17 protein-coding genes are annotated in these 22,095 nt (G+C 52.1%); 8 read left to right on the top strand and 9 right to left on the bottom strand.

The features are described from left to right. Window positions 1-23 precede the first annotated feature (23 nt). From OOF89_RS22275 to OOF89_RS22285, 3 genes are all read right to left on the bottom strand, one after another. Window positions 24-1,505: a flippase gene (locus OOF89_RS22275; RefSeq protein ID WP_266082177.1), complete on the bottom strand. Its 1,482-nt coding sequence runs from the start codon at window positions 1,503-1,505 to the stop codon at window positions 24-26. A gap of 66 nt (window positions 1,506-1,571) precedes the next feature. Then, on the bottom strand, window positions 1,572-3,194 hold the full coding sequence (locus OOF89_RS22280; RefSeq protein WP_266082179.1) for a right-handed parallel beta-helix repeat-containing protein: 1,623 nt from the start codon (window positions 3,192-3,194) through the stop codon (window positions 1,572-1,574). Window positions 3,195-3,370: 176 nt separating this feature from the next. Further along, complete coding sequence (locus OOF89_RS22285; RefSeq protein ID WP_266082180.1) at window positions 3,371-4,159, bottom strand: glycosyltransferase family 2 protein; 789 nt, start codon at window positions 4,157-4,159, stop codon at window positions 3,371-3,373. 339 nt (window positions 4,160-4,498) lie between these two features. Here OOF89_RS22285 and OOF89_RS22290 point away from each other — a divergent pair, with 339 nt between their 5' ends. Beyond that, complete coding sequence (locus tag OOF89_RS22290; protein ID WP_266082183.1) at window positions 4,499-5,290, top strand: helix-turn-helix transcriptional regulator; 792 nt, start codon at window positions 4,499-4,501, stop codon at window positions 5,288-5,290. 61 nt (window positions 5,291-5,351) lie between these two features. On the opposite strand, the gene OOF89_RS22295 is transcribed toward OOF89_RS22290, so the two are convergent. From OOF89_RS22295 to OOF89_RS22305, 3 genes are all read right to left on the bottom strand, one after another. Further along, window positions 5,352-6,053, bottom strand: a complete 702-nt coding sequence (locus OOF89_RS22295) for a hypothetical protein (protein WP_266082185.1) — start codon at window positions 6,051-6,053, stop codon at window positions 5,352-5,354. Between the two features lie 825 nt (window positions 6,054-6,878). Next, the gene (locus tag OOF89_RS22300; protein ID WP_266082187.1) at window positions 6,879-7,373 is read right to left on the bottom strand and encodes a DUF7344 domain-containing protein; all 495 of its coding nucleotides are present in this window, start codon (window positions 7,371-7,373) and stop codon (window positions 6,879-6,881) included. A gap of 1,595 nt (window positions 7,374-8,968) precedes the next feature. Continuing rightward, the gene (locus OOF89_RS22305; RefSeq protein WP_266082189.1) at window positions 8,969-10,372 is read right to left on the bottom strand and encodes a glycosyltransferase; all 1,404 of its coding nucleotides are present in this window, start codon (window positions 10,370-10,372) and stop codon (window positions 8,969-8,971) included. A gap of 1,931 nt (window positions 10,373-12,303) precedes the next feature. Here OOF89_RS22305 and pfkB point away from each other — a divergent pair. The 6 genes from pfkB (at window position 12,304) to OOF89_RS22335 (ending at window position 17,458) form a co-directional block, all read left to right on the top strand. Continuing rightward, window positions 12,304-13,212 (top strand): 1-phosphofructokinase, encoded by a 909-nt coding sequence (gene pfkB, locus OOF89_RS22310; protein ID WP_266082191.1) that lies wholly within the window; start codon window positions 12,304-12,306, stop codon window positions 13,210-13,212. A 154-nt stretch (window positions 13,213-13,366) separates the two neighbouring features. Further along, window positions 13,367-14,524, top strand: coding sequence for a PTS fructose transporter subunit IIC (locus OOF89_RS22315; protein ID WP_266082193.1), 1,158 nt, complete (start codon window positions 13,367-13,369; stop codon window positions 14,522-14,524). Between the two features lie 27 nt (window positions 14,525-14,551). After that, window positions 14,552-15,028, top strand: a complete 477-nt coding sequence (locus tag OOF89_RS22320; RefSeq protein WP_266082195.1) for a PTS sugar transporter subunit IIA — start codon at window positions 14,552-14,554, stop codon at window positions 15,026-15,028. After that, on the top strand, window positions 15,025-15,306 hold the full coding sequence (locus tag OOF89_RS22325) for an HPr family phosphocarrier protein (protein WP_266082197.1): 282 nt from the start codon (window positions 15,025-15,027) through the stop codon (window positions 15,304-15,306). Before OOF89_RS22320 ends, OOF89_RS22325 begins: the two co-directional genes overlap by 4 nt. Beyond that, window positions 15,303-17,006, top strand: coding sequence for a phosphoenolpyruvate--protein phosphotransferase (ptsP, locus tag OOF89_RS22330; protein WP_266082199.1), 1,704 nt, complete (start codon window positions 15,303-15,305; stop codon window positions 17,004-17,006). The genes OOF89_RS22325 and ptsP overlap by 4 nt, the downstream gene beginning before the upstream one ends. After that, complete coding sequence (locus OOF89_RS22335; protein WP_266082201.1) at window positions 17,003-17,458, top strand: PTS fructose transporter subunit IIB; 456 nt, start codon at window positions 17,003-17,005, stop codon at window positions 17,456-17,458. Before ptsP ends, OOF89_RS22335 begins: the two co-directional genes overlap by 4 nt. 120 nt (window positions 17,459-17,578) lie before the next feature. Here OOF89_RS22335 and glpR read toward each other — a convergent pair whose 3' ends face one another. Further along, window positions 17,579-18,346 carry an HTH-type transcriptional regulator GlpR gene (gene glpR / locus OOF89_RS22340; protein ID WP_266082203.1) on the bottom strand — a complete coding sequence of 256 codons (768 nt, stop codon included), beginning with the start codon at window positions 18,344-18,346 and terminating at the stop codon, window positions 17,579-17,581. A 221-nt stretch (window positions 18,347-18,567) separates the two neighbouring features. Between glpR and OOF89_RS22345 the strand changes: the two genes are divergently transcribed. After that, on the top strand, window positions 18,568-18,996 hold the full coding sequence (locus tag OOF89_RS22345; protein ID WP_266082206.1) for a hypothetical protein: 429 nt from the start codon (window positions 18,568-18,570) through the stop codon (window positions 18,994-18,996). Window positions 18,997-19,162: 166 nt separating this feature from the next. Here OOF89_RS22345 and OOF89_RS22350 read toward each other — a convergent pair whose 3' ends face one another. Together OOF89_RS22350 and OOF89_RS22355 are read right to left on the bottom strand one after the other, a co-directional pair. Further along, a complete protein-coding gene (locus OOF89_RS22350; protein WP_266082208.1) occupies window positions 19,163-21,253 on the bottom strand; it encodes an alkaline phosphatase PhoX in 2,091 nt (696 codons plus the stop codon). 150 nt (window positions 21,254-21,403) lie between these two features. Further along, complete coding sequence (locus tag OOF89_RS22355) at window positions 21,404-22,054, bottom strand: HAD family hydrolase (RefSeq protein WP_266082210.1); 651 nt, start codon at window positions 22,052-22,054, stop codon at window positions 21,404-21,406. Between the last annotated feature and the right edge of the window lie 41 nt (window positions 22,055-22,095).

Raw genomic sequence — 22,095 nt, forward strand, 5'->3', positions numbered from 1 at the left:
CGTGTCGAACACCGGTGTTTTTACTACGTGTACCGCTCAGTAATCACTCGGAGAAAACGGGCTTCTGTTGGTTCGATGTGAACGAACAGTACCGCGCCGTACAGGATCGGGAAGACGATCATAAACAAAAACAGAGTTTCGATCGAGAGACCAAACAGGGATTCGAGGAGTGTCAATGGACCGAAAAACGCGAGGAAACAAAGGACGAGTACCTTTGTGGTACTCTTCGAGAGCGGAAACACACCACTGAACGAGAAGAGGCGAGCGGTCCAATAGACGTTTATCAGCGTATATGCCGAGACGGAAGCCAGCGCAGCGCCGAGAGCACCTATCGACGGTATAAGTAAGACGTTCAAGAGCAAGTTCATCGAGAGACAGATTATGTTCCCGCGAAGAATGGTTCCTGTCCGCCCGATCGCGATGAGACCGTGCTCGTTGATCCCGAAAACGAGATGGATGAAAAACCCCGTCGAAATCAGTAAGAGAAGATCCGTCGAGGACTGGTATTCGGCACCGAACGTAAGCGACAAGATCGCGTGGGGAAACGCCAGTATAAGACAGTATATCGGAAGCGAGATGAGCACCATCCACTTCGTCACCAGCTTGTAGAATTCGTCCATATCGTCGATGTCCTCGGCTGCGGCGAGTTCGGAGAAGATAGGCAAGAACAGAAAGCCGATAGCAGTATGAATGACCAACAGCACGCTTGAAATCGTAAACGCGGCATCGTATAGACCCACGACTGAACTCGAGATGAAATAGCCAAGGAGAAAATTGTCGCTCTGTTGCATCAACGACCAAAGGCCGCGGGAGACCATCAGCGGTAGAGAAAACGAAAGCAATGCCAATGACGGTAGTTCGCCGATACTCCGTGTGAATCCGTCGAAGTCAAGGATAGTCGTCCGGCTGTAGAGAAACGAGGTCCCAACGAGAGTCGCAACGAACGGAGCGACGAGCCAACTATACGTGATACCCGAAGTACTTGCCCCGAGGACGATTCCGATGCCAACCAACACGCCAGTTCCAGTCTGGTACAGTATATTTTGTACGATAACTCTCCACGTGGATTTTTCGAGCCCGCGAAATATCCCCACCAGCAATTGCGTTACCACGACGAACGGAAGTGCAGCGGCGAATATCAACAACACTGGGTGGAATTCGGGCTCGTCGAAAAGGGAAACGATCTGATCGGAAAGCAGGACGAGGCCGCCAGCGAAAATTCCCGCCAGCAAGATGGATGTCAGTAGCGGCAAGTACAGCTCGTCATCGTCGATCCGTCCGAGGTTTCTAGCCACTCCCTCCGGTAATCCGAGAAGGGCGACGATAGAAACGACTTCGACGATGGTAATCCCCAAAACGATTATCCCGTAGTTGCTAGGACCCAGATATCGAGCAGCACCTAGGCGTAAGACGAAGGAACTTCCTGCCCCCAGTAAGTCGCCCACAAATATCAGCGCCGTTCCCTGTACAAAGCGCTGAAATGCGTTTTCGACCCGTTCACTCATAGTTTCACATCGTATTCGTTTGGCGTATTCCCCCGCCGAGGTTGTCATTCGGAGACGTTTCGAGATTCATGGCCAAACAGCCCATTGTACTTCGATGGGGTTCTCTCGGCCGATTTCCCGAACACCGATCTGTGTACGCCCTTCGTCCGTTGTGACGTACGAATCCGCCTGACCGCGTCCACTCAGCGCCAGGAGGGACACGGATGGATAATGGACGAAATGAGGATCCGACCAGACTACCTGTGCGCCACCGGGCGTGAGTGAGACTGTGCCAGTGGCCAGCGGCATGGGTGGGCTGTTTCCGACCCGCCGGTTCCCGCGACCGGAGACGTTCCAAGCCTGTCGGGTGTGTCCGGACGCAGAGTTGCCGACGAACGTGTTGAAATTCTCCGTCGGGTTGGCCGTTTCGATACCGTACGACTGGGTATCGCCCGTATTGTGCATGACGTTCATTCCTACCACGTTGTGGACGGAATTGTACGCTTCCGTCCCCTGTATCAGTATTCCTGGCGCGGGAGTCGTGCTTGTTCCGTTGTCGACCACGATGTTACCGATGATGCCTCCGTAGGTTCCACCGCGATACACAATACCGGACCCATCGTTACCGGCAACGACGTTTCCGATGGTCCCGACGTGAGTCGCTTCGACGAATATTCCGTTCGTTTGACAGTCATGAACGGTGTTGTTCGCAACGACGAGTTCAGTCGGTCGGTTATTGGTTCCAAACGGACCTACGACGATGCCGCCGTCGGAGAGGGCACCGGCGTTGACGATTTGATTACCGACGATCGCTCCTCCGGTGGAATCCATGACAAAGCTGATGGCTTGCGATTGGAAGTCTTTGAAGATATTGCCGTAGACGATCGTGTTTCGGACGTTGTCCTGTGCCATCCCTGTATCGGTGAAGTTCTCGGCGTAACATCCGCTCATCCTCAAGCTCGTCACCAGGTTGTTGAATACGAAGTCGCACGGTTCACCGTTTTTCCCTCCTCTGTAACCATCACAACCGATGATAACGATGTCGTTTCCGCCCGCATTCGCGATTGCGGCACCTTTCGCCGCATCGATGATCGTGAGATTCTGGTACAGAACTGATGAAGCGCCAGGTTCTTTTTGAATAACGTGCAGGTCTCCACGAGGAATAGTCGTGTCCTGATTCGCCCCGTTCGCGTCGATCCGGAAATCCTTCAACGAGACACCGATACTCCCCTCGGCAATCGTGATCGCGTGTGTATTGGCTCCGTCGGGGAGTTTCAGGATCGACCCGGAGCGACTCCCTTGAACCGTCACCTTCGAAGAAACTAGTATGGGCGGATTCTGAATCGTTGTTGTTCCACCGGGAAGGACGACGGTTTCACCATTGGTGGCGTCGTCGAGCGCTTCTTGAATGGTATCGTAATTCGCCGCGTAGATGACGGTATTGGAGAGCGAACGCAACTGTACTGAATCGACGGTCGGGGAGCGGCCGGAGGTTGTTAACGCCCGCCAGCGATCCCCTTCGCCGATAAATTTGTTTTCCGTGTCCAGTGCGAGAAATTTGGCACCTCGGTTGGGTTTGTACGTGCCGAGATTCGATTCACTGTCCCGAATCTCGATGTCGGTGTCGAGGCGACCGATATTCTCGTTGTATACTCCCCACCAATCTGCAGCATTTCCCTTTGCCGTCTTGTACTTGTGATTATCGGTCATCTTTCCCATTTTCGATACTGCACGACTACTACCTGCGAACAGTGAATCGGACGATATCAACGAGCCTGCTCCCGTAAGCAGTTTTAGGTAGGCACGTCTCTCAATTCCACGTTTTCCCCCCATATGTAGTACTCATACTCGTCGAATCTATTTAAAATGGTTCGTGAAAACCTGTCCTACCGGGGAACACGTGACGAATTCAGTATCATATATTTCAGATGCCGCCATCCATCCGAAAAGCTCTCGAGAGTAGCCTCACCGACGCGTTTGTGATATGTGATGGGTACCTCTCTAATTCGGAATCCGTCCGATACCGCTTTCATGATCATTTCGCTCGCGAACTCCATGCCGTCGCTTTCCAATTCGAGTTGAACGAGTACGTCTCGTCGCACGGCTCGAAATCCGCTGTGCGCGTCAGTAACGTTCGCATCGAACAACCGATTCAGCATCGCGGTGAGGAACGGATTACCGACGTACTGATGAAGGGCCGGCATCGCACCCGGTTCGATACGTCCTTTGAACCGACTACCCAGGACGAGATCAGCTTCGTCCTCCATCAATGGAGTCAATAATTTCGGGAGTTCCTCGAAGTCGTAGGACATATCGGCATCCCCGATCACGACGAAATCGCCATGGACACGTTCGAACGCGTACTTGTATGCGTTCCCATATCCCATAGATGGGGGACTGATAACTATTGCGCCGTACTCCTGTGCGATGTCCGGTGTGTGGTCGGTGGAGCTATCGCTCACGATGATCTCGATCTCCATGTCTGTGGCGTCCATGACGTGGTGAATGCGGTCCAGACACTCGGAGATTCCCTCTTCCTCGTTACGAGTTGGAAGAACGACACTCAGTGATGGTGTTTCGTGGTCATCGAGACTACTAGTGGTCGTGTCGCTTCTCGTGACGACGGCTTCTGAACTCCGTACCAACGAATCCTTCCGGTGCTCTTCAGATGCCATATGACTCCATTGCCTCCGGTGATAATCCTCCGGACACTGCGAGTTCGCCAAGTCGAACACGGACCGTATCGCGTCGTTCGCCTACACGTGGTTGGCGTCCAGCGTCAAATGATGTGTTCTCGAAGTCACTCTTTTCTCCCCTCGTTGGATGTCTTTTACCCATAAGTAACCGTCCAACATCCGATTGGATAACCTCATCTCGTGGCGAAATCGTCGCGCATTGCGTTTTCATATTAAAAGCTTCCGGTGACAGAAGAGTCAGATAGCCTCGTAGTTCGTTTGACTCGATCGAAAGGCAGAATGGTTATGCGTACACTACCCGTATTTCTACTGAGACCGATGGGGAACACTCGTGAGTCGGCCGCATCCCTGTTCGAACTAGTTAATCAACGGTACGACGTACTCGTATGTCTCGATTCGATGGTTTGCGAAAAGCGGGATTTAATGGCGGAGCTCGATATTTCTCGCTCAACGATAGATCGTGCGCTTCACGAGTTGGAAACGGAACAACTGGTTACAAGAAAGAATCCCAAATATCGGATTACACTGTACGGCCGCACTCTTTTAGCCTGTTACGAGTCGATTCTCACTACCAGTACGTACGCACAAAGAGCAAAGCCCCTATTAGTGCTCCTCCCGCCGGACATCAACTTCGAATTCAGCCTCCTCATCGATGCTGAGATTCATCTTACCGCGGCATCCGTCCCTGATACACCGATAACTCGAATCGTGGACCTGATCGAAGAGGCGAATCACCTCAAAGGACTTGTGTATGCACACACCTCACCCGAGGCTATAGAGTTCTTTCAGAACCAGATACTCCACGATAAAATATCGGCGGAACTGGTGTTTCGGGACGAGATATATACCGTTTTGGATGATGAGTATCCCGAGATCGTAGCAAATATCAACGGGAGGGATAACTTCACGGGATACTTGGTTACCGAACTATCGTACAGTCTACTTCTCTTCTCTACGGAACGTGGGACCGTTGTCTGTCTCATCGTGTATGATGATAATCAGCAGCTTCGGGGAATAATCGTAAATGACACCGAACGGGCTGTTGCATGGGGTGAAGAGACATACGAACGGTATCGACGCCAAGCAGTCCCCTGTGACGAGAAGGGATAACGACGTTTGCTGGTCTCGTTGACCACTACGGTTAGGTCTCCCGGCTATCGTATTACCGTGGCTAACCGTAATCGTAACCAATCGTGCGGTCATCCTTCAAACGACGTGCATTTTGAATGCGGAAAGTAATATCCTCGATCGTGTATTCCTCAAATCCTTGTGTTGCCAACCGTCCGTAGACGAAATCGAGCAGATCCAACTCCTGTAGAAGACGACGAGTTTCATCGCGATCTAGTTCTAACAGCTGTTGTGCTTCATAAAGGGTTCTCGCCTTTTTGACCGCCGTTTGGATATCCTCGAGTGTCAAATGCGGTGGAATCTCGATGGAACTATGCTCGACAGAATCCAGAAGGAGCGGTTCATCTTGTGATCGCTGGATTCGATCGGACGAACAGCCCTCTGAGTCATCAGTTGCCGCCATCTCACTGTGCAGTAACCGTGAACAAGCCGCATCCACCTTCGGTGAACTTTGACCATCTCGGTTCGTGATGACCGGTGTCGTTGAAATCGTTCGAGGGGGTGATTGAAGGGAGTCGTTGGATGACGTCTCGTTTTCATCCGAGGTATTTTTTCCGTCCAGGGGTGGTATCGAATCTGGATCCAGTTCGAGTAATCTACGTGTTAAATTCGGTCTCGACTGTGATGTCGGTTTGTGAATGCCGTAATCGATCATATACCGGCGAACCGTCTGAGGTGTGACATCGACATCCAATGCAGTAGTCATCTCGGGAAAGGTATCGTATTCTTCGTAAACCTCTTCCAACTTTTCTCGGTTCCGGTAGAGAGGGACCGATGGGTTAGTTTCTGATGACGGATCTGCATTCGTATTGGACGTTACTGGGGTATCGTCTCCGGTTTCCAGATCTATTTCTTGTTGGGGTGATGGTTCGGCCGAATACTCGTCTTCGTGATCGACAGTCGCTTCGAACTCGACGTATAGTGATCCATCCTCCTGTATCGCAACAGAAGTGGGGCTGAGCATCACGAGGTTGTTGATGGACTGTCCCTGGAGAAAGGGGAGCTGAACGCCGAGAGTTATACTCAGTCGTTCGTTCCGGATAGATACTTCACTTTTGGGAATGACCGTCGTGAGGGTCGCAGGATCCTCATCAACAGGATAGGTGATCATTTCTAACTGATCGATCAGATCCCCTATTTCCCGGAATGCGTCGCTAATCCCCATGATTACTGTCATACCATTATCTCCCTACTTACTTTGTTATTCACCCCGCGCAATTTCTCTCTTGTAGGTTACCTCACAGTATGAATATGAGTCCATTTTTGGTACCGCTCGTTTGTTTGCCACCGAGAGGCCTGTGGTAGAGCGAGCGGTTGCGGGAGGAATCGTCAATTTGCGTTTAGCCATGGATAGACTGTCCCACTCCGAATCCAAAATCCATCCGTCCTCCATGGTGGAGTTTGAGATGAATTCTCAGTGCTGCACCGGACACGACAGTTGCCGAGGATGAGACTGACTAGTGGCGACCGACGTTGCTAATTTCGAACTTCTGTTTCCGTCGCTGGGTAATCCATCGCATCAGTATCAGGGTGAGAGAACCGTCGTTGGATCTGTGTGGTGAAATAGAATTTAAATCATCCAAGAGTCATATGTGTTAAAGACTGAAATTATAAGGAATACCGATACGATGAGTCCATTCAGTTCCATTCCATTCAGAAGAGCTGGGTTGATAAAGTTTATCGAAGATGCCAAAATGATGAATGAACAGAAAACCCCGGCTAACAAATAGTAGATCTCCCATGAGTGCTGAGGAGCCGACCGAATGCGCAGATACTGAGCCACTTCTTCAGTTTTCGGTGTTGGTCGTATTTTTTTCTGAGCATCATTGTAGCGGATGATCTGTTGTCGTTCGAGTCTTGGTAGCTGTCGTTGTACCAAGGAATTGTAAACGATTTTTTGCTGATATCCTGAAACGTCATCGACCGTCACGTCGTTTTCCTCGGCTGCGATCGTTCTCGCCAACACACTCACTTTGACAGCGCCATCGTGGTGCTGAAAGTATTCGATGATCGCTCGAGATCGTGAATTTGCCAATAAATCGTATGCCTCTTCCATCTCTTCCATACTGTTATGGGACTCTTCGGTCGGTATTGGCTTGAGCGGCCGACCGGAATCTAACTCGTATCTACCCATAGGTAATTCCCCTCATGTTGTTAGACATCGCAGAGGCACTTATACGCTGTAGAACGTACAACAATGTACAATGGTTTCATTTCACACCCATTACTATAATTTCATCCAAAATATTGTAGATATTGAGGGCGAGTTTGATTAAAGACCGCGATAAATTATGGCGCACGGACAAGTTCCGATTCAAAGAGTATCGAAAACTGTAATGAGATCGTTTGGTGAAAATGAGATACTAACAGTCAATAGTGACTGATGAACGTAGGAGTACTGGTTAGCAACGAATATTTACTGCTAATCTTGAATTCGTTCGGTCAGACCGAGTAATGGGGGCGAGAAGAGAAATTTTCACGGATGAATGGTAATACTTAAACCATAATTGTTTATAATGCCCATAACAAAGTTAGGATTGTAATGGACAATAGTATGGAAGTTCGGAAATCTCCGAATTGAGTTACGAACGAACTATCTTTAATTGTGATGAGTAGGTACGAGTTAACAGAAAATAGCTGCGGTAACGCCTACTTAACATCAAATGATTGTTGGTAGTCCAGCCATCTGGCTATAGTTTACCGAGTCTAGTACACGATAGGAGTACAAATGAAAACCGATACTCATCAGCGGAGCTACTGCCGAAATCAATTGTGATTTCTCAGGCGGATCGTTTTTTCCCCAGCATACCAAACCCGCCCTTGAGGATGAGTGCGTGATAGCCATCCCTCCTCTTCGAGTTCACGAAGGATGCTCCGGATAGTGCTGTCGGAAGGGGTAGATTCGCTCGGTAAATCAAGACAGTCACGGAGTTCGGGCGCACGGAATTCATCCTGTTCACATACCAGTAACACCGCTTTAGAAGCGATATAGACTGCTCGATGTTCGACCATCGTTTATCCGCTACCCCCTTACTTCTTCATTCTTCTCGAATATTAACTAGCTGACTGTTGATGATGGTTTGGAGGTTCTTCCCGAAAGGAATAGTAATTTATTCAAAAGTAATCCTGTTGGTGTGGTGATTATTTTAAAAATTCTTTGAGCTTTTCCCCCGAATACCAAACCCGACCTTCGGGATGTTTTCGCTCGAGCCAACCACTCGCCTCGAGTTGCCGAAGCACTCGCCGAATCATACCGTCCGACGGCTGGTTTCCCCCGAAGTCAGCCCGGCTTTTTACATCGGGAAGGCGGAGTTCTCCCTTTCTCTTTGCTATCAGGAGTGCAGTCGTTACAACCTTCGTTGCTCGGTGGTGGGCCATCTAACGGGAAGACGTACACAACCGAGATAAGTATTCATCAGCTAATAGGTGATCCCTCCAGTTAGGCCGATTCTATGCGTATAGCATGTTGGACGGGTCGTTCACGAGGAGAATATCGAAGTAGGAGTAACCGAATCGCGCTGTTACTCACGAGGTACCTATCACCGGTTACTTACCATGGATACACGGTACACAAATCAATAACCCTGTGTCACGGATGAACTGTGAGTTCTAACAAAAAGAGAAACGGAATTCTCAGTTGTATTGCGAAAGATGATGAAATCACCGCTCCAGATTTTGGCGATGAGAGCGTCCGACGGCGTCGAGAATAGCGATCCACCGTCGAGCCTGTTGAAATATCAGATACTCGTTTCTGACATTTTCTTGTGCATTGTGCGTCCAAACGCCTTCCTCATCCGATTCGGTAAGTACCGTTTTGAGCACTGATGCCACCTCGGCTGGAGCCTCGGGGTCGGGAATGAGTTTCCCGTTTTCATTGTCACAGATTTGTGCGCGAATGCCACCCCTGTCCGCTCCGACCGTGAGAGCACCTTTCCACATAGCCTCCGTCACGGTCAGTCCAAAACCCTCTTGCAGGGAGTTCTGGACGACCACCGTCGCACATCGCTGCAACGCGTTCACCACTAAAGCACTGTCGTGATTATCTTCGGGCATGACGAGGAGAGCGATATCTCGCTTGAGTTCGGGAGGGACTCGTTGCCACTCCTGACAGAGTTCGTCGAACACCAACTGGCCCTCGGGATCGTCTGCGACCGATCGAATGCTTGGTCCCGCAAGTACGAGTCCCGTCGATGCGATTTTCTTGTAGTCGTTGGAATTCGTGTTTTCTTCGTTTTGTTTCTTTAAATGAACGAATGCGCGGAGAAGAGGAGAAAGGCCTTTCAATCGGTCCCAGCGGGAGATTTGGAGTACAAACGGTCGGGACAGGATTCCGAAATCGTCCGGAATGATAGCGGGTTCGAGTGAACCGTCGGGTTGAAGCCGTTGCACGGGTTGGTCACGATCGAGGGGAGAGTTCGTAATCGCTCTCGACATCTCTACAAGTGCCGAATTGACGAGCAAGCTGAGAAGCTCCTGTGGTGCAAGGCTCTTATTTTTCGGGCTCAAGGGGTCGATAGCCGGTGAGATACACACGGTCTTCGCTCGTAGAAACTCAGGAATGTATTCGGGGAGGGAGAAAACAGTACGATCGTACTCACGGATCCAGGGTCGCAAATATTCCCACCCTGCTTTCGTTTGTGGCGTTATTTCATCCCTGCCGATGTGTGAACACCAAATAGATGGAACACCGGTTTCTGCGACCGCTAGCGCACCTGCAGCGAGCGGTTGTGGGTCATGACAGACGACGATATCATCCGGACCGAGACACCGTTGAATCGAATCGGCGATGTGTCGACTTTCACGTTCGTAACACGAGATCTCCTCGGCGCTAATCTCCGGAACGCCGACTCCATGCAATAGGTTGTGGATTCGTTTCGTAAAATCGAAAAAGGTTGGATCATCACTTTCGATCACGATCCACTGCGTTTGTATCCCGATCTCGCGCAACAGGGTGATGAGCTGTGGCATCATCTCCGCAACACCACCCCCCTGTTCCGCCGAATTGATCATCCAGACGGTTCGTCCCCTCAGCGAACGTAGTTGGTCATCGATGTCTGCAAACATCTTTTCGATTGGTTTTTGTAGTATAGAATGTGAATAATAATCTGCCAACGTACATTCGGTTTCCACATCGACAATGGTAATACCGCCATCACCTTGTGAGGGCTTGGGTGATATATTGCCCTCTGGTTTCGGCAGGTCATCGGTCCGGAGATGACCCGGAACAGATTCTGATTGATTACACTCGGATCTCTGACCGCTCATACGACTTCCTCACTGTAGTGACTTCCCAAGGACACATAAACAGTGACAACCATCCCGAATTCCTCCGTCTCATTTTTTTCTCGAATCGTTCCTTACGAGGTAATTAACGGACCCGATTCACGCTTTCATCGAATAGAGAACGCTTCGTTTTGCCGGCGAACATGCAAAACTCGCTGGTATTACGTACTATAGTTAATCCCAGATTTATGTTTTCAGTAATAACGCCTTGGGAAATGTGTGTCCTATTATCGAAATCAGTAGACTTTACCGCGATATATCACCAGAAAGTGCCACCCGCTCTACAGATACGGTCTTCCATGGCAGTATTAATGCATAAATAGTACAATACTAAACCAGAGATTCTATCGTTTACTCATCATCACTTGTAGTGAAAACAAATATACATGATATATAGAAGAGATTACCTGCGTCCAGAATTTACTCTATTGTAGCTAGAAAAAACTGTCATTTTCGGAAAATTGGGTACAAAACCACTTTTCGGGATCCTATATTCAAATGATAATACAGTGCAGACATCAATAACTTAGTATCTGAATCGAACAAATACCGACCAAGCGTAGTAGTATCAGACCCGCTCTGTCCCCCACCGTATATTGTATAATACATACAAGAACAATCCAATCGGTTTTGACAGGGATATCGTGCACCATCGTCCACCTCTCGCGTTTCACGACGCCAACAAACGACACTGCGGCCACAGTGGAGGTGTCTGCCGATGAGTAACACCACGATTTCCGGAGTATCCGGTATCTTCCATGTAGACGACATCTCGGGGAGTGAACTCGTCGGATACCTCCAGAGCTTCACTTACCGTTTCGACGACCCCGAATGAGGAGGTATCGAGAAAGACCACAGACACGATATACGAATCCTCCAAATGGTGCTTGGGGAAAAGCAAGCACGAACGGTTCCAAAGACGGATCAAATTATCACGGGACCCGAACCACGTCGGCAAGAATAGATATCGGACCGAGAGCACGACGATTCACGAAAATAACGAGACACGAACGTTCTGGAAAGAGAAGGCAGGAACGCTGTCGAACGATGACCTAATGGATGTCAGCGGGCGTCGTATGGAGGTATCAACCGGAAGGTACTATCGACGATAGACCGTCAATCGTTCCCGGTAAACGAGGGTTTCAGCTACATCCCGTTTCAAAACACTGGTGTTATTTATCGTTCGCTCTGAGAACGAGTGTGACTACCTTCGCACCGTCTTTTGACGATGATTTACAATTAGCGTGCAGCGGATACCGGATTACCGTTGACGAGGGACGTGAGTCGTTTTTCGCGATCTGTATCGAAGAACCGGGGAGTGAAAACGCGTGGATCATGTCGGATACCGCCCACTCGTTGGATTCGATACGATAGTCGAAGTCTGCCCTCGGCATGCGAAAAACAACACCTCTTCTCATCGGCTGTGAGCAACAGCAGTGCACTGCTCGCCGCATGTCCAGTCAGCGCCGGTACCGTGGACAATAAAAATACTTTTGATTGGAATTTAATTTATATATAATCAATCTAAAACAAGCACAAACGGTATGATTTAGGCACCAATTCCACAAAGTCACGATCGGTATCAAAGATGAAGGGTGCTGTACAATGAGGAGATGGGCTACACACTCGATTTCGTTTTTGAGATCGATAAACGAATCGTGCAAATGGCTGCGTTTGCCTCGACCAAGGGCGGTACTCACTGGATGCGATCAATGATTCTCACGGTTACACTCAATCCAGCAGTCGATCATACGGTAGAACTTGACTGTGTACTCACGGATGACACCGTCGCACGAACCGATGATTCTCAGTTCGACCCGGGTGGCAAAGGGATCAACGTCTCGAAATATTTGGTCGAACAAAACGTCCAAACAGTAGCGACAGGGTTCGTCGGCGACTTCTTGGGACGATTTTTACAAGAGGAACTGACAAGGAGCGATATCCTGACCGATTTTGTCGAGATTTCGGGATGTACTCGTCTGAACACGACGATTCTGACACCTCACGCAGAACTCAAAATCAATCAGGACGGGCCGATTATCGATGATACCGCCGCCGATTTGATCATCGAGGCGATCACGCGTCACAACCCGCAAACGGTCGTCATCGCGGGAAGTCTCCCTCCCGGCGTCGGCCCCGAAATAATCGACCGCGTCGCTGAGGCAGGTTCGTGGGAGGTTGTCGTGGATGTTCGTGGTGAAGTCCTTCACGCCCTCGAAGGGGAGTACGCACTCTGTAAGCCCAATCGTGAGGAATTGGCTGCCGCAACCGGCACAGATATCGGTTCGCTCGAAGATGCGTTCTCAGCGGTTCGGAGCCTTAGAGAACAGGGGTTCGAGCGTGTCGTTGCATCTCTTGGAGAGGATGGCGCGATTATGGCCACATCGGACGCCGTCCTCCATGCGCCAGCTCTCGATGTCGATGTCGTCGATACCGTCGGAGCAGGGGATGCGCTCCTTTCGGGCGTGCTTGCCGAACGGCATCGCGGCGGAACGGACGCGACAGCTCTCTGTACGGGTGTGGCTGTCGCATCGCGTGTCGTTTCTGTCTCCGGTACGAGCGTTCCGGTGCTTGACGATGTTTCCGGGAACGTCGAAGAGATGTCGGCAAGAGCATACTAGTGAACAAATGATGCAGAACTGCTATCCGGACTCCGGCCGGTTGGTCGATGGTCGGTTTTCACTTCCCGAAATGATTCAATCTCTCCGGTTCGAAATAAACATGTTCGGAAACATTTTTGAATGGTATTATGAACAATTATGGTGGAATTAGACCATGACAGACGGCAACACGATCGAGAGGTTCCTACACTCACACATTATCTCGGTCAAAGAGCATTTGATGACGGGAGTCTCGTTTATGATCCCGTTCGTGACGATCGGTGGGATCTTCCTCGCACTGGGATATGCGCTCTCGACGTTCCTCGGAGGAACGCAGGCAACGAAATCGATTTTCGAGGCGACCGGTCGCCCCGATTGGTTTCTCGCGCAGATCGGTGTTGCCGGATTGACCTTTATGGTCCCGATCTTGGGTGCCTATATCGCCTATGCGATCGCCGATCGTCCGGGGTTGGCCCCCGGTTTCCTCCTCTCCTACATTATCCAGCAGGGGAACATTTTGAAAGCTGCCGGTAACGTCATCGGGCTGCAGGGAGGGGCCGCCGGTGCGGGCTACTTGGGTGCACTCGTTGCTGGACTCGCTGCAGGCTACGTTGCCCGCTGGTTCAAGCGACGGAACGTCCCGACCATGATCGAGCCGATGATGCCCGTCCTCATCATTCCAGTATTGACGATGGCGGTTCTCTCGCCGATCATCATATTCGTGCTCGGGGTTCCGGTTGCCATCGCGAACGCGAGTTTGACCTCGTTCCTCAGGGGAATGCAAGGAAGTGAAGCACTGCTTGTCGGTGCCATCCTCGGTGCGATGATGGCTTTCGACATGGGTGGGCCGATCAACAAGGTCGCATACGTGTTTGCAGTGGGATTGCTTACCGAGCAGATCTACCAGCCGATGGCTGCGGTAATGATCGCGGGAATGATTCCACCATTGGGGATGGCATTGTCGAATTTTATTGCCCCGCAAAAATATACCGTTGAGATGTACGAGAACGCAAAAAGCGCCATTCCGCTCGGACTTGCGTTCATTACCGAGGGAGCGATCCCTTATGGTGCATCCGACCCGCTTCGGGTCATTCCGAGCATCGTAGCCGGAAGCGTCGTCGGGGGAGCCGCGTCGATGGCTCTCGGTATTACGATGCCTGCACCGCACGGTGGTATCTTCGTCTTCCTGCTGTCGAATCAACCCGTATTATTCCTTGTCTGTATTGCGATCGGGACTGTCACGACTGCGACGGTTGCCACACTCCTCAAGAGTGATTTCGAAGAAACGGTTGGGTCGACCGACTCAACGACCTCAGCACAGACAAACGACTAAAACCAAGTTCGTTGTCACACTCAATACATGACCACGACCATCGAACAAGACGACATCGACGACCTGATTCCGGAATCGCACATCTCGCTCGAAGAGCCGCCCAGCGAGAAGGACGACTGTATCGAATATCTGCTGGATCTCATCGAGAGCTCCGGACGAGTGACTGACCGCGACACGGCACTCGAAGCGTTATTCGCTCGCGAACAGGAGACGACGACAGGCGTCGGCATGGGTATCGGAATCCCACATGCGAAAACGGACGCCGTGACGTGCCCGTCGGTCGCGTTCGCTCGCTCGACCGACGGTGTTGACTTCGGAGCGATGGACGACGAGCCCGCGAAGCTGCTGTTCATGATACTCGTTCCCGAAACAGGTGCCGAAGACCATCTCGAGATTCTCAGCTCACTGTCGCGGGCACTCATGCACGAGGAGGTACGTGAATCCCTCTCCGCCGCGAAAACGTCCACTGACGTCCAAGGGACTCTCAAGGAGGCACTTGCATGACCGAACGAATCGTCGAGATCGTACCGGACGCTGGCCTTCACGCACGACCAGCCTCGAAGTTCGTCGAGACGGTCAACGAGCACGATGCGACCGTGAAACTCGGTCGTGCTGATTCCGACGACCTCGTGCCTGCTGGGAGTATGATCTCGATCACCAGTCTCGGCGCCAAATGCGGCGAGGAAGTTCGTCTCGTCGCTGAGGGTGACGATGCCGAATCGACACTCGATGCACTCGAACAGGTGTTGACCACTCCGGAGGGCGAGCGAAACGACTCATGACCAACGAAACACTCGGTGGAACGGGTGTCACACCCTGTAAAGGAGTGGGTACCGTCGTCTGGTATCGACCGGATTCAGCGCTCCCGAGCAAGGATGACTTCGAGAAAGTCGCCTCCACTAACCGACCGATGGAGCGTGACCGCTTCGAAACCGCTCGTGAAAGGGCGCATATCGAATTGGAAGCCGAACGAGACCGGGCGGCCAAGCGCGTCGGCGAAATGGAGGCCGCAGTCTTCGATGCACACATGCAGTTCCTCGATGATCCTCAGATCGACGAGGGCGTGAGTGCCGCTATCGATGAAGGGTTTCCTGCCGAATCCGCCGTTCAACACGCGTTCGAGGATCCCATCGCAGATTTCGAGGAGATGGATGGCCGGATGGCCGAGCGAGCGGACGACCTTCGAGACGTCCGTGATCGACTCGTTCGTCTCCTTACTGGCAGTGAACGCGTGAACTTAGCAACACTGCCACGAGGATCGGTTGTCCTTGCTGAGCGATTGACGCCGAGTGATACCGCTCAGCTGGATACCGATCGAATCGCTGGCTTTGCAACCGTCACCGGCGGCCGCACCTCACATGCGGCTATCGTTGCCCGATCCCTTTCGCTCCCTGCAGTTGTCGGTGTGGGAGCAACCCTCGAAACCATCGAAGACGGTACTAACGTCATCATAGATGGAGAAATGGACGAGGTTTGCGTAGATCCCAGCGAAGACCGAATCGCTGCCATCGAAACCGAGACGGATGTTTCCGTGATACATGACCGCGTTGCAACGGCCGATGGCACTGAAATCGAAGTCGCCGCGAACGTCGGCAGTCCCGCTGAACTGAAAGGAGCCGTCGGGCAGGGTGCTGACGGCGTTGGCCTCTTTCGCACGGAGTTCCTGTTCCTGGATCGTGAAAATCCCCCAACCGAACAAGAGCAGTATACGACGTACGTTGACGCGCTCGAGAGGTTTCCGGACAGCCGTGTCGTCGTTCGAACGCTCGATATCGGCGGAGACAAACGGATTCCGTATCTCGACCTCCCAGCGGAGGAGAACCCGTTCCTCGGCGAACGTGGGATTCGACGGTCGCTCGGTCCCGATTCGGACCTCTTCGAAACGCAACTGCGAGCCCTCTTGCGAGCGGCAGCGAACGCCGATGGTGGAACGTTGAGCGTGATGTTTCCGCTCGTTTCAACGGTCGATGAACTAGACGCCGCACTCAACCGTATCGATGCGGTCGCGGAGTCGCTGGATGCCGCGGATACCGATTACGCGTTACCGGAACTCGGTGTGATGATCGAGACGCCGGGGGCCGTTTTCAGGGCCGAACAATTCGCTGCCCGCGTCGACTTCCTCAGCATCGGGACGAACGACCTCGCCCAATACGTCATGGCTGCCGACCGGGAGAACGAACAGGTCGCACACCTACATGACCCGTTGCACCCACCAGTCCTCCAGGCAATCGACCGAAGCGTCGATGCTGCGCACGACAATGACGCGTGGATCGGGATGTGTGGTGAAATGGCGGGTAACCCCGAACTATCCGAGTTACTCGTCGGTCTTGGGTTCGACGAATTGAGCATGAGCGCCGTTACCCTGCCGAAAGTGAAGACCAATATAGCAACAACAGATCAGATGCGTGCACGTGACATCGCAGCACAAGCACTAACCGCGGAGACACGATCCGACGTCGAAAGCATCATCGAAGATCAATGAAACTAATCGCAATCACATCCTGTCCGACCGGAATCGCACACAGTCAAATGGCCGCCGAGAATCTAGAAACGACTGGAGAGACGATGGGCCACGACATATCTGTCGAAGTTCAGGGAGCGATGGGTGCCCAAAACGAACTTTCGACGGAAGAGATCGACGCAGCGAACGCAGTCATCATCGCAGCCGATACGGCCGTCGATCGCGACCGATTTCAGGGAATTCCCCTCGTGAAGGCAACCGTCAAGGATGCCGTCAACGACGCCGAGAGTCTGATCCGTGAAGCCGTCAAACTCGCGGGATCGGACGCACCCGCCGAAACTGAATCGCAGGCGGATAACGATGAAGAGAGCGACGAGGCGCTCACAGGGAGCGAGTCTAGTCGAAAACAAAAACAGCTCGGTGGCGATCCGTCAAAGGGGTTGTTTGCCCGACTCAAGCGTCTTTTTAGCTAGGAGTGGTTCGGAGAAGTTCCACGGATGCACGAGGGGGGTTCTTCAGGGCGTAACCCCGAGGTGGTTCGCACACAAGCGTCGGTCAGTGTCGAAGCGAGTTTAGCTCGTTCTTTTTCGAGATCACGTTGTTACTCCGTCGACAACGTGTACATCGGCATCCTGTAACCACTTCCTGTGCTCATCCGATAGCTTTTCGTCAGTAACAAAGACGTTTATCTGGTCGAGGTTCCCGAATCGCTTGAAGCTCCGTTTGCCGAGCTTCCCGACATCGGATACGAGGACGGTTCGCTTCGAGTTCTCTATCATGAGTTCCTTCATTCGCGCTTCCTCGGCGTTCGGAGTCGTGAGAAAACCCTCTTCGTCGATACCGTTTGTCCCGAGAAATACGATATCGAAGTTAGACGATTCCATGAACTGTTCGGCCGTCGGACCGACGAGGGCTAGTGTCCGTTGACGAAGTGACCCGCCGGTGAGTTCGACTTCGACTCCCTGTTCTCGAAGCTCGAGTGCGATCAGTGGGGAGTTGGTAACGCCAATAAACTGATCTTCCGACGACGCCTTTTTTGCGACTTCCATGGTTGTCGTCCCCGAATCGAAGAAAACGACGGTACCGTGATGAATCTCTTCGACAGCGCGTTCTGCGATGGCGGTTTTACCCGTGAGGTTCTGTACCTTTTTTTCTCGAACGTTTTTTTCACCGCCGACGGATGCAATCGGGACTGCACCCCCATGCGAACGTTCGATCAGTTGCCTCTCTTCAAGGTCGGTTAGATCACGTCGAATCGTTGCCTTCGAACAGCTCATTTCGTCGGCTAGTTCGTCTACAGAGCAACCGTCTCGCTCCAAGACGTACTCTACGATATCGCGTTTCCGTTGTGCTGGTAGCATTCTCCTCGGGTCTCGTATGTCTGATTGCTTTACCCGTAGTTTATAGTTGCTCGTGATCGTCAATTTTTGTTTCGAAAGCTTCGTGAAGAAACTCATCATGGCGACGGTTTAGATATGAAGATATCCAAAAAGTACTAATGGTTATCCGGTCACCATTTTATCACCAAACGACCATCGTTTGCTCGTCCTGACGTCGAGTGTACAATCAGACAACACGCATTATGTCCCAATCCAATCAGAACACTACCCGTGGGGAGCACGAATCGATACACAGAGAATACATATTAGGGGTCCAAATCGTCGCTGTAGAATGCCTCGACGGAAAAGGAACACAGTACCAATTCGATGCACCAGGTCACATCGAGGTTCCGTTCGAAAATCCGGATATGGCAGAGTTGTACGCCGACGTTTATTTTGACGTGAACGGTTTTGAGGAGGCCGGAACTGGTGAGCGTGGCGTTCCCCCGGAGATAATCCAGGCTGGCCGTGATACACTGGCGGCGTACTTCCTCACCCAACCCTATTCGGATATCAACTGGGTCGCTTCGTTCTACGGCAAAAAGCCGACCGAGATCGAACGATACGTCGCTTCGGTTCGGAGACGCGCCCAGGAGATTCGCGAGAGTGCAGAGGAAAGGGGAATGGAGTAAGGGGTTCTCGGATTCGCCACACCATTCCGATCGTACTCGTGTGTCAGAGAGTGCAACCTCCGTCGTCTCGTTCGACGCATTCTACCACGTTTTGTCTCGACAGACGAACTGCAATCGCGTTTTAACAAAGAAGGTAGCTCGTTCGTCGTTGCGGGAGTTATCGCCCCTACGTATCGGATTCGGTCTCGTCCGATCCGTTATCTCCGCCCTTTCCGCGGCGTCCAGCGTCCTCGTTTGGATCGTAAACGTACATGCAATCGTTGCTGTACGACCGTCCGAACTTATCCGCGTCTTCACAACAAAGAACGCGACCATCATCCATCACGTAGATATTGTCGACGTTAATCAGGGCATCATCCGCGATGGCGGCAGGATCGGTCGCATCCGGGCCAACGATGACGGATTCAAGCGTCGAAACGTTGTAATCGTCCTCGAGCGTACCCCGGTAAACGACTCCGCCATCCACGCGTCCTAGCTGGAGGTCTCCCTGGTCATTAGCCATGTCATCGTTGAGTTCGGAGATAGCAAAATAAATGTCGTCGCCCGGACCGGCATCGTCATGGCTGTCGATTCCTTCAGCCTTGTTGAACTCGATGGTCGCGCCGATCTCCTTGGCGGCTGCACGCGTTTCGAGGAATGGAACCTTTCTGAGTTCCTCGTCGACGGCCATCGGTCCATCCCTTTCGTACTGGGTTGCCCACTCCACTATCTCTTCGTTCGAGATGTAGTTCCGGTTACCGTTCTCGATTACCTCCTTGTCGGCCTCTTCGAGTGCCATTGGTAGGTCGTCCTCCCAATCGGTGGTGGCGTGCGTTTCCAGATACTCCACTTGGGATATGTCGTCGTATTCACTGATCCAAGCTTCAATTTCGCGGTTGGTGGCGTGACCCAACGCCATCCACTCGAGTTCGAGATCGACGTCGGCAGGTGGATTCTTCTTTGCAGCCTCCTCGTTGACTACTTTCGGAGCATGGAGGGTTCCTGCGATATCCATCGGATCCTCGTAGCTTGGAATCTCCTCGTCGGCAACGAACTTGTAAATTCCCTTGCTATCGCCGTCAGAGCACCCATAAACCGTTCGCAGGTCGTTTTGGATGTCCGGTGCTTCCCATGCTGCGCGGCCCATCACGTAGTACTTCACCGGCTGTGGCGTCTCCGCGGCGGGTTCGCGTACATCGACGAAATACCCGTACCGATATGGATTCGGATAGCAGTCGGAGATCGGGGTCGGAGTGTTCCGGTCGTCACAGGATTGATCGACCGGATCCGCACCGAGGTAATAGGCGAGGAATTCGAGACCCGTCAAAGCCCAGTAGCCCTGAATACTCCACGATTCATCACCATAATATTGCTCGATGGCTTCTTGGATCCCGTTTGGATTCGGTCGGTTCCAGAACTGGCTTGCACCAATGAGACCATTTCCGGTTCCCTGCTCTACGATGTCTCCAACTGTTGCCGTGAGAGAGACGCGCGTATGGGCGTAGTTTTCCTCCCCGGATATCATCGTGTTCCAGGGCGTGAGATCGCCATAGCAATTGATTCTCGTCCCACCGAGATCACGTAATGGCTCGGTGTTAGCGATGTTGATCGCGTTCTCCAAGTCGGCAACCCACTCGCCGTTCGGTTCCTGAGAGAGCGGGATTCGCGAAATATTGCCCGGGCTGTTTTCCCAATTCGTGAAGAGATATCCTTCCGTCCCTTCGTCGTTGGTCGCGACGAACTGGTTACAGTCGGGATTGTACGCAGCGTCCCCATACTGGGTACCCGCGAACGTTTCCAAGGTGATGTCCATTCCGTCCGGTGTTTGAGTAACGCCAAGTCGTTCGGTACCGCCGTTGATCGGGTCACCGCCCTGAGCTAGGAACTCGTAATCACCGTTCGCACCTCGAACAGTGCCTTTTTCTTCGTTGGTTTGCGGTGTCGAGAGTTCGGTAAAGTCGTCGTTGCCCCCGTCCATGGCAAATTGGAAGCCCTTAAAATATCCAATTCCAGATTCGTTGTACGGTGCCGGGTTATCGCGACTAGGATGTTGAAGGCTGTAAAGGGGAGTTCCGTCCCCAAAGACGAACGGGCCGGTAACTTCTGCACCGAACGCAGTCGATGAGAATCGTTTGAGTTCTCCTTTCACGGAGGGTGCTCGTGGCGTGTTTTTGTCTTTGTCCGCAGAAGATTGGGTGCTCGCGACCCCGGAGACACTCGCTCCGAGAGCGGCAGCAACTGACGTTGACATCAACTTTCGTCTGGTAAACTCCACCATGTATTACAGAGCACTATCATTAAGTGTTATAAATTTGTATCTAAATTTAGCATCATGAGTAGTACTATATATATCCTATTCGGAACATGCATATTGTGAATGGAGCGATCCCCTGCGGGATGTGGAACGGTGTCGCTGAGTAACGGGAAACTAGGAGAGTAATTTGAGAATCGTTCGCTGAAGATCGTCTGGAGAGTGGGCGACAGAGTCAGTGTGGTCAGTAGCCGGCACAGTAGTGTTGCGACGAAACCGAATCACAGTACTTCCCGCTCGTGCTGCCGCTTGGGCACCGTTGACGGAGTCTTCGACCACGAGGCAGGTGGCGGGAGGGACGTCAAGTTCGGCGGCTGCGTGCTCGTAGATGAAGGGTTCCGGTTTGCCTGGTCGATCGATTTGTTCAGCACTCACCACAGTGTCGATCGGTGCCAGATCGAACCGCTGGATAACCGTTTCGATCCAATCCGCCGGCGCTGATGACACGATTCCGACCTTGACCCCGCGGTCGCGAAGCAGAGCAAAAAAGTCCGGCATTCCGGGCGTAATCGAAACTTGCTCGCCATACACCGTCTCCGCAGCCGTTTCGAACCGGCGTTCATAGCGTTCGGGTCCGCCCGGAAGACCATACGTCGTTGCGAGTTCTTCGAGGCTCTCGCGGAAATTGCGCCCGTTCACGTCCGCCAGCGTTGGGTCGCCGGTTTTTGCGTGGACGAAAACCTGGTCACGCCAGAACTGTTGCCAGAACGATTCCGAATCGACGAGGACGCCATCCATATCGAAGAGGACGGTCTGAAATCGAGGCATGCTCTAACCCTTCGGCTCTCATGATAAGCCGATTTCGGCTT

Origin of the sequence: Haladaptatus caseinilyticus (genome assembly GCF_026248685.1) — an archaeon.
GTDB lineage: Archaea > Halobacteriota > Halobacteria > Halobacteriales > Haladaptataceae > Haladaptatus > Haladaptatus caseinilyticus.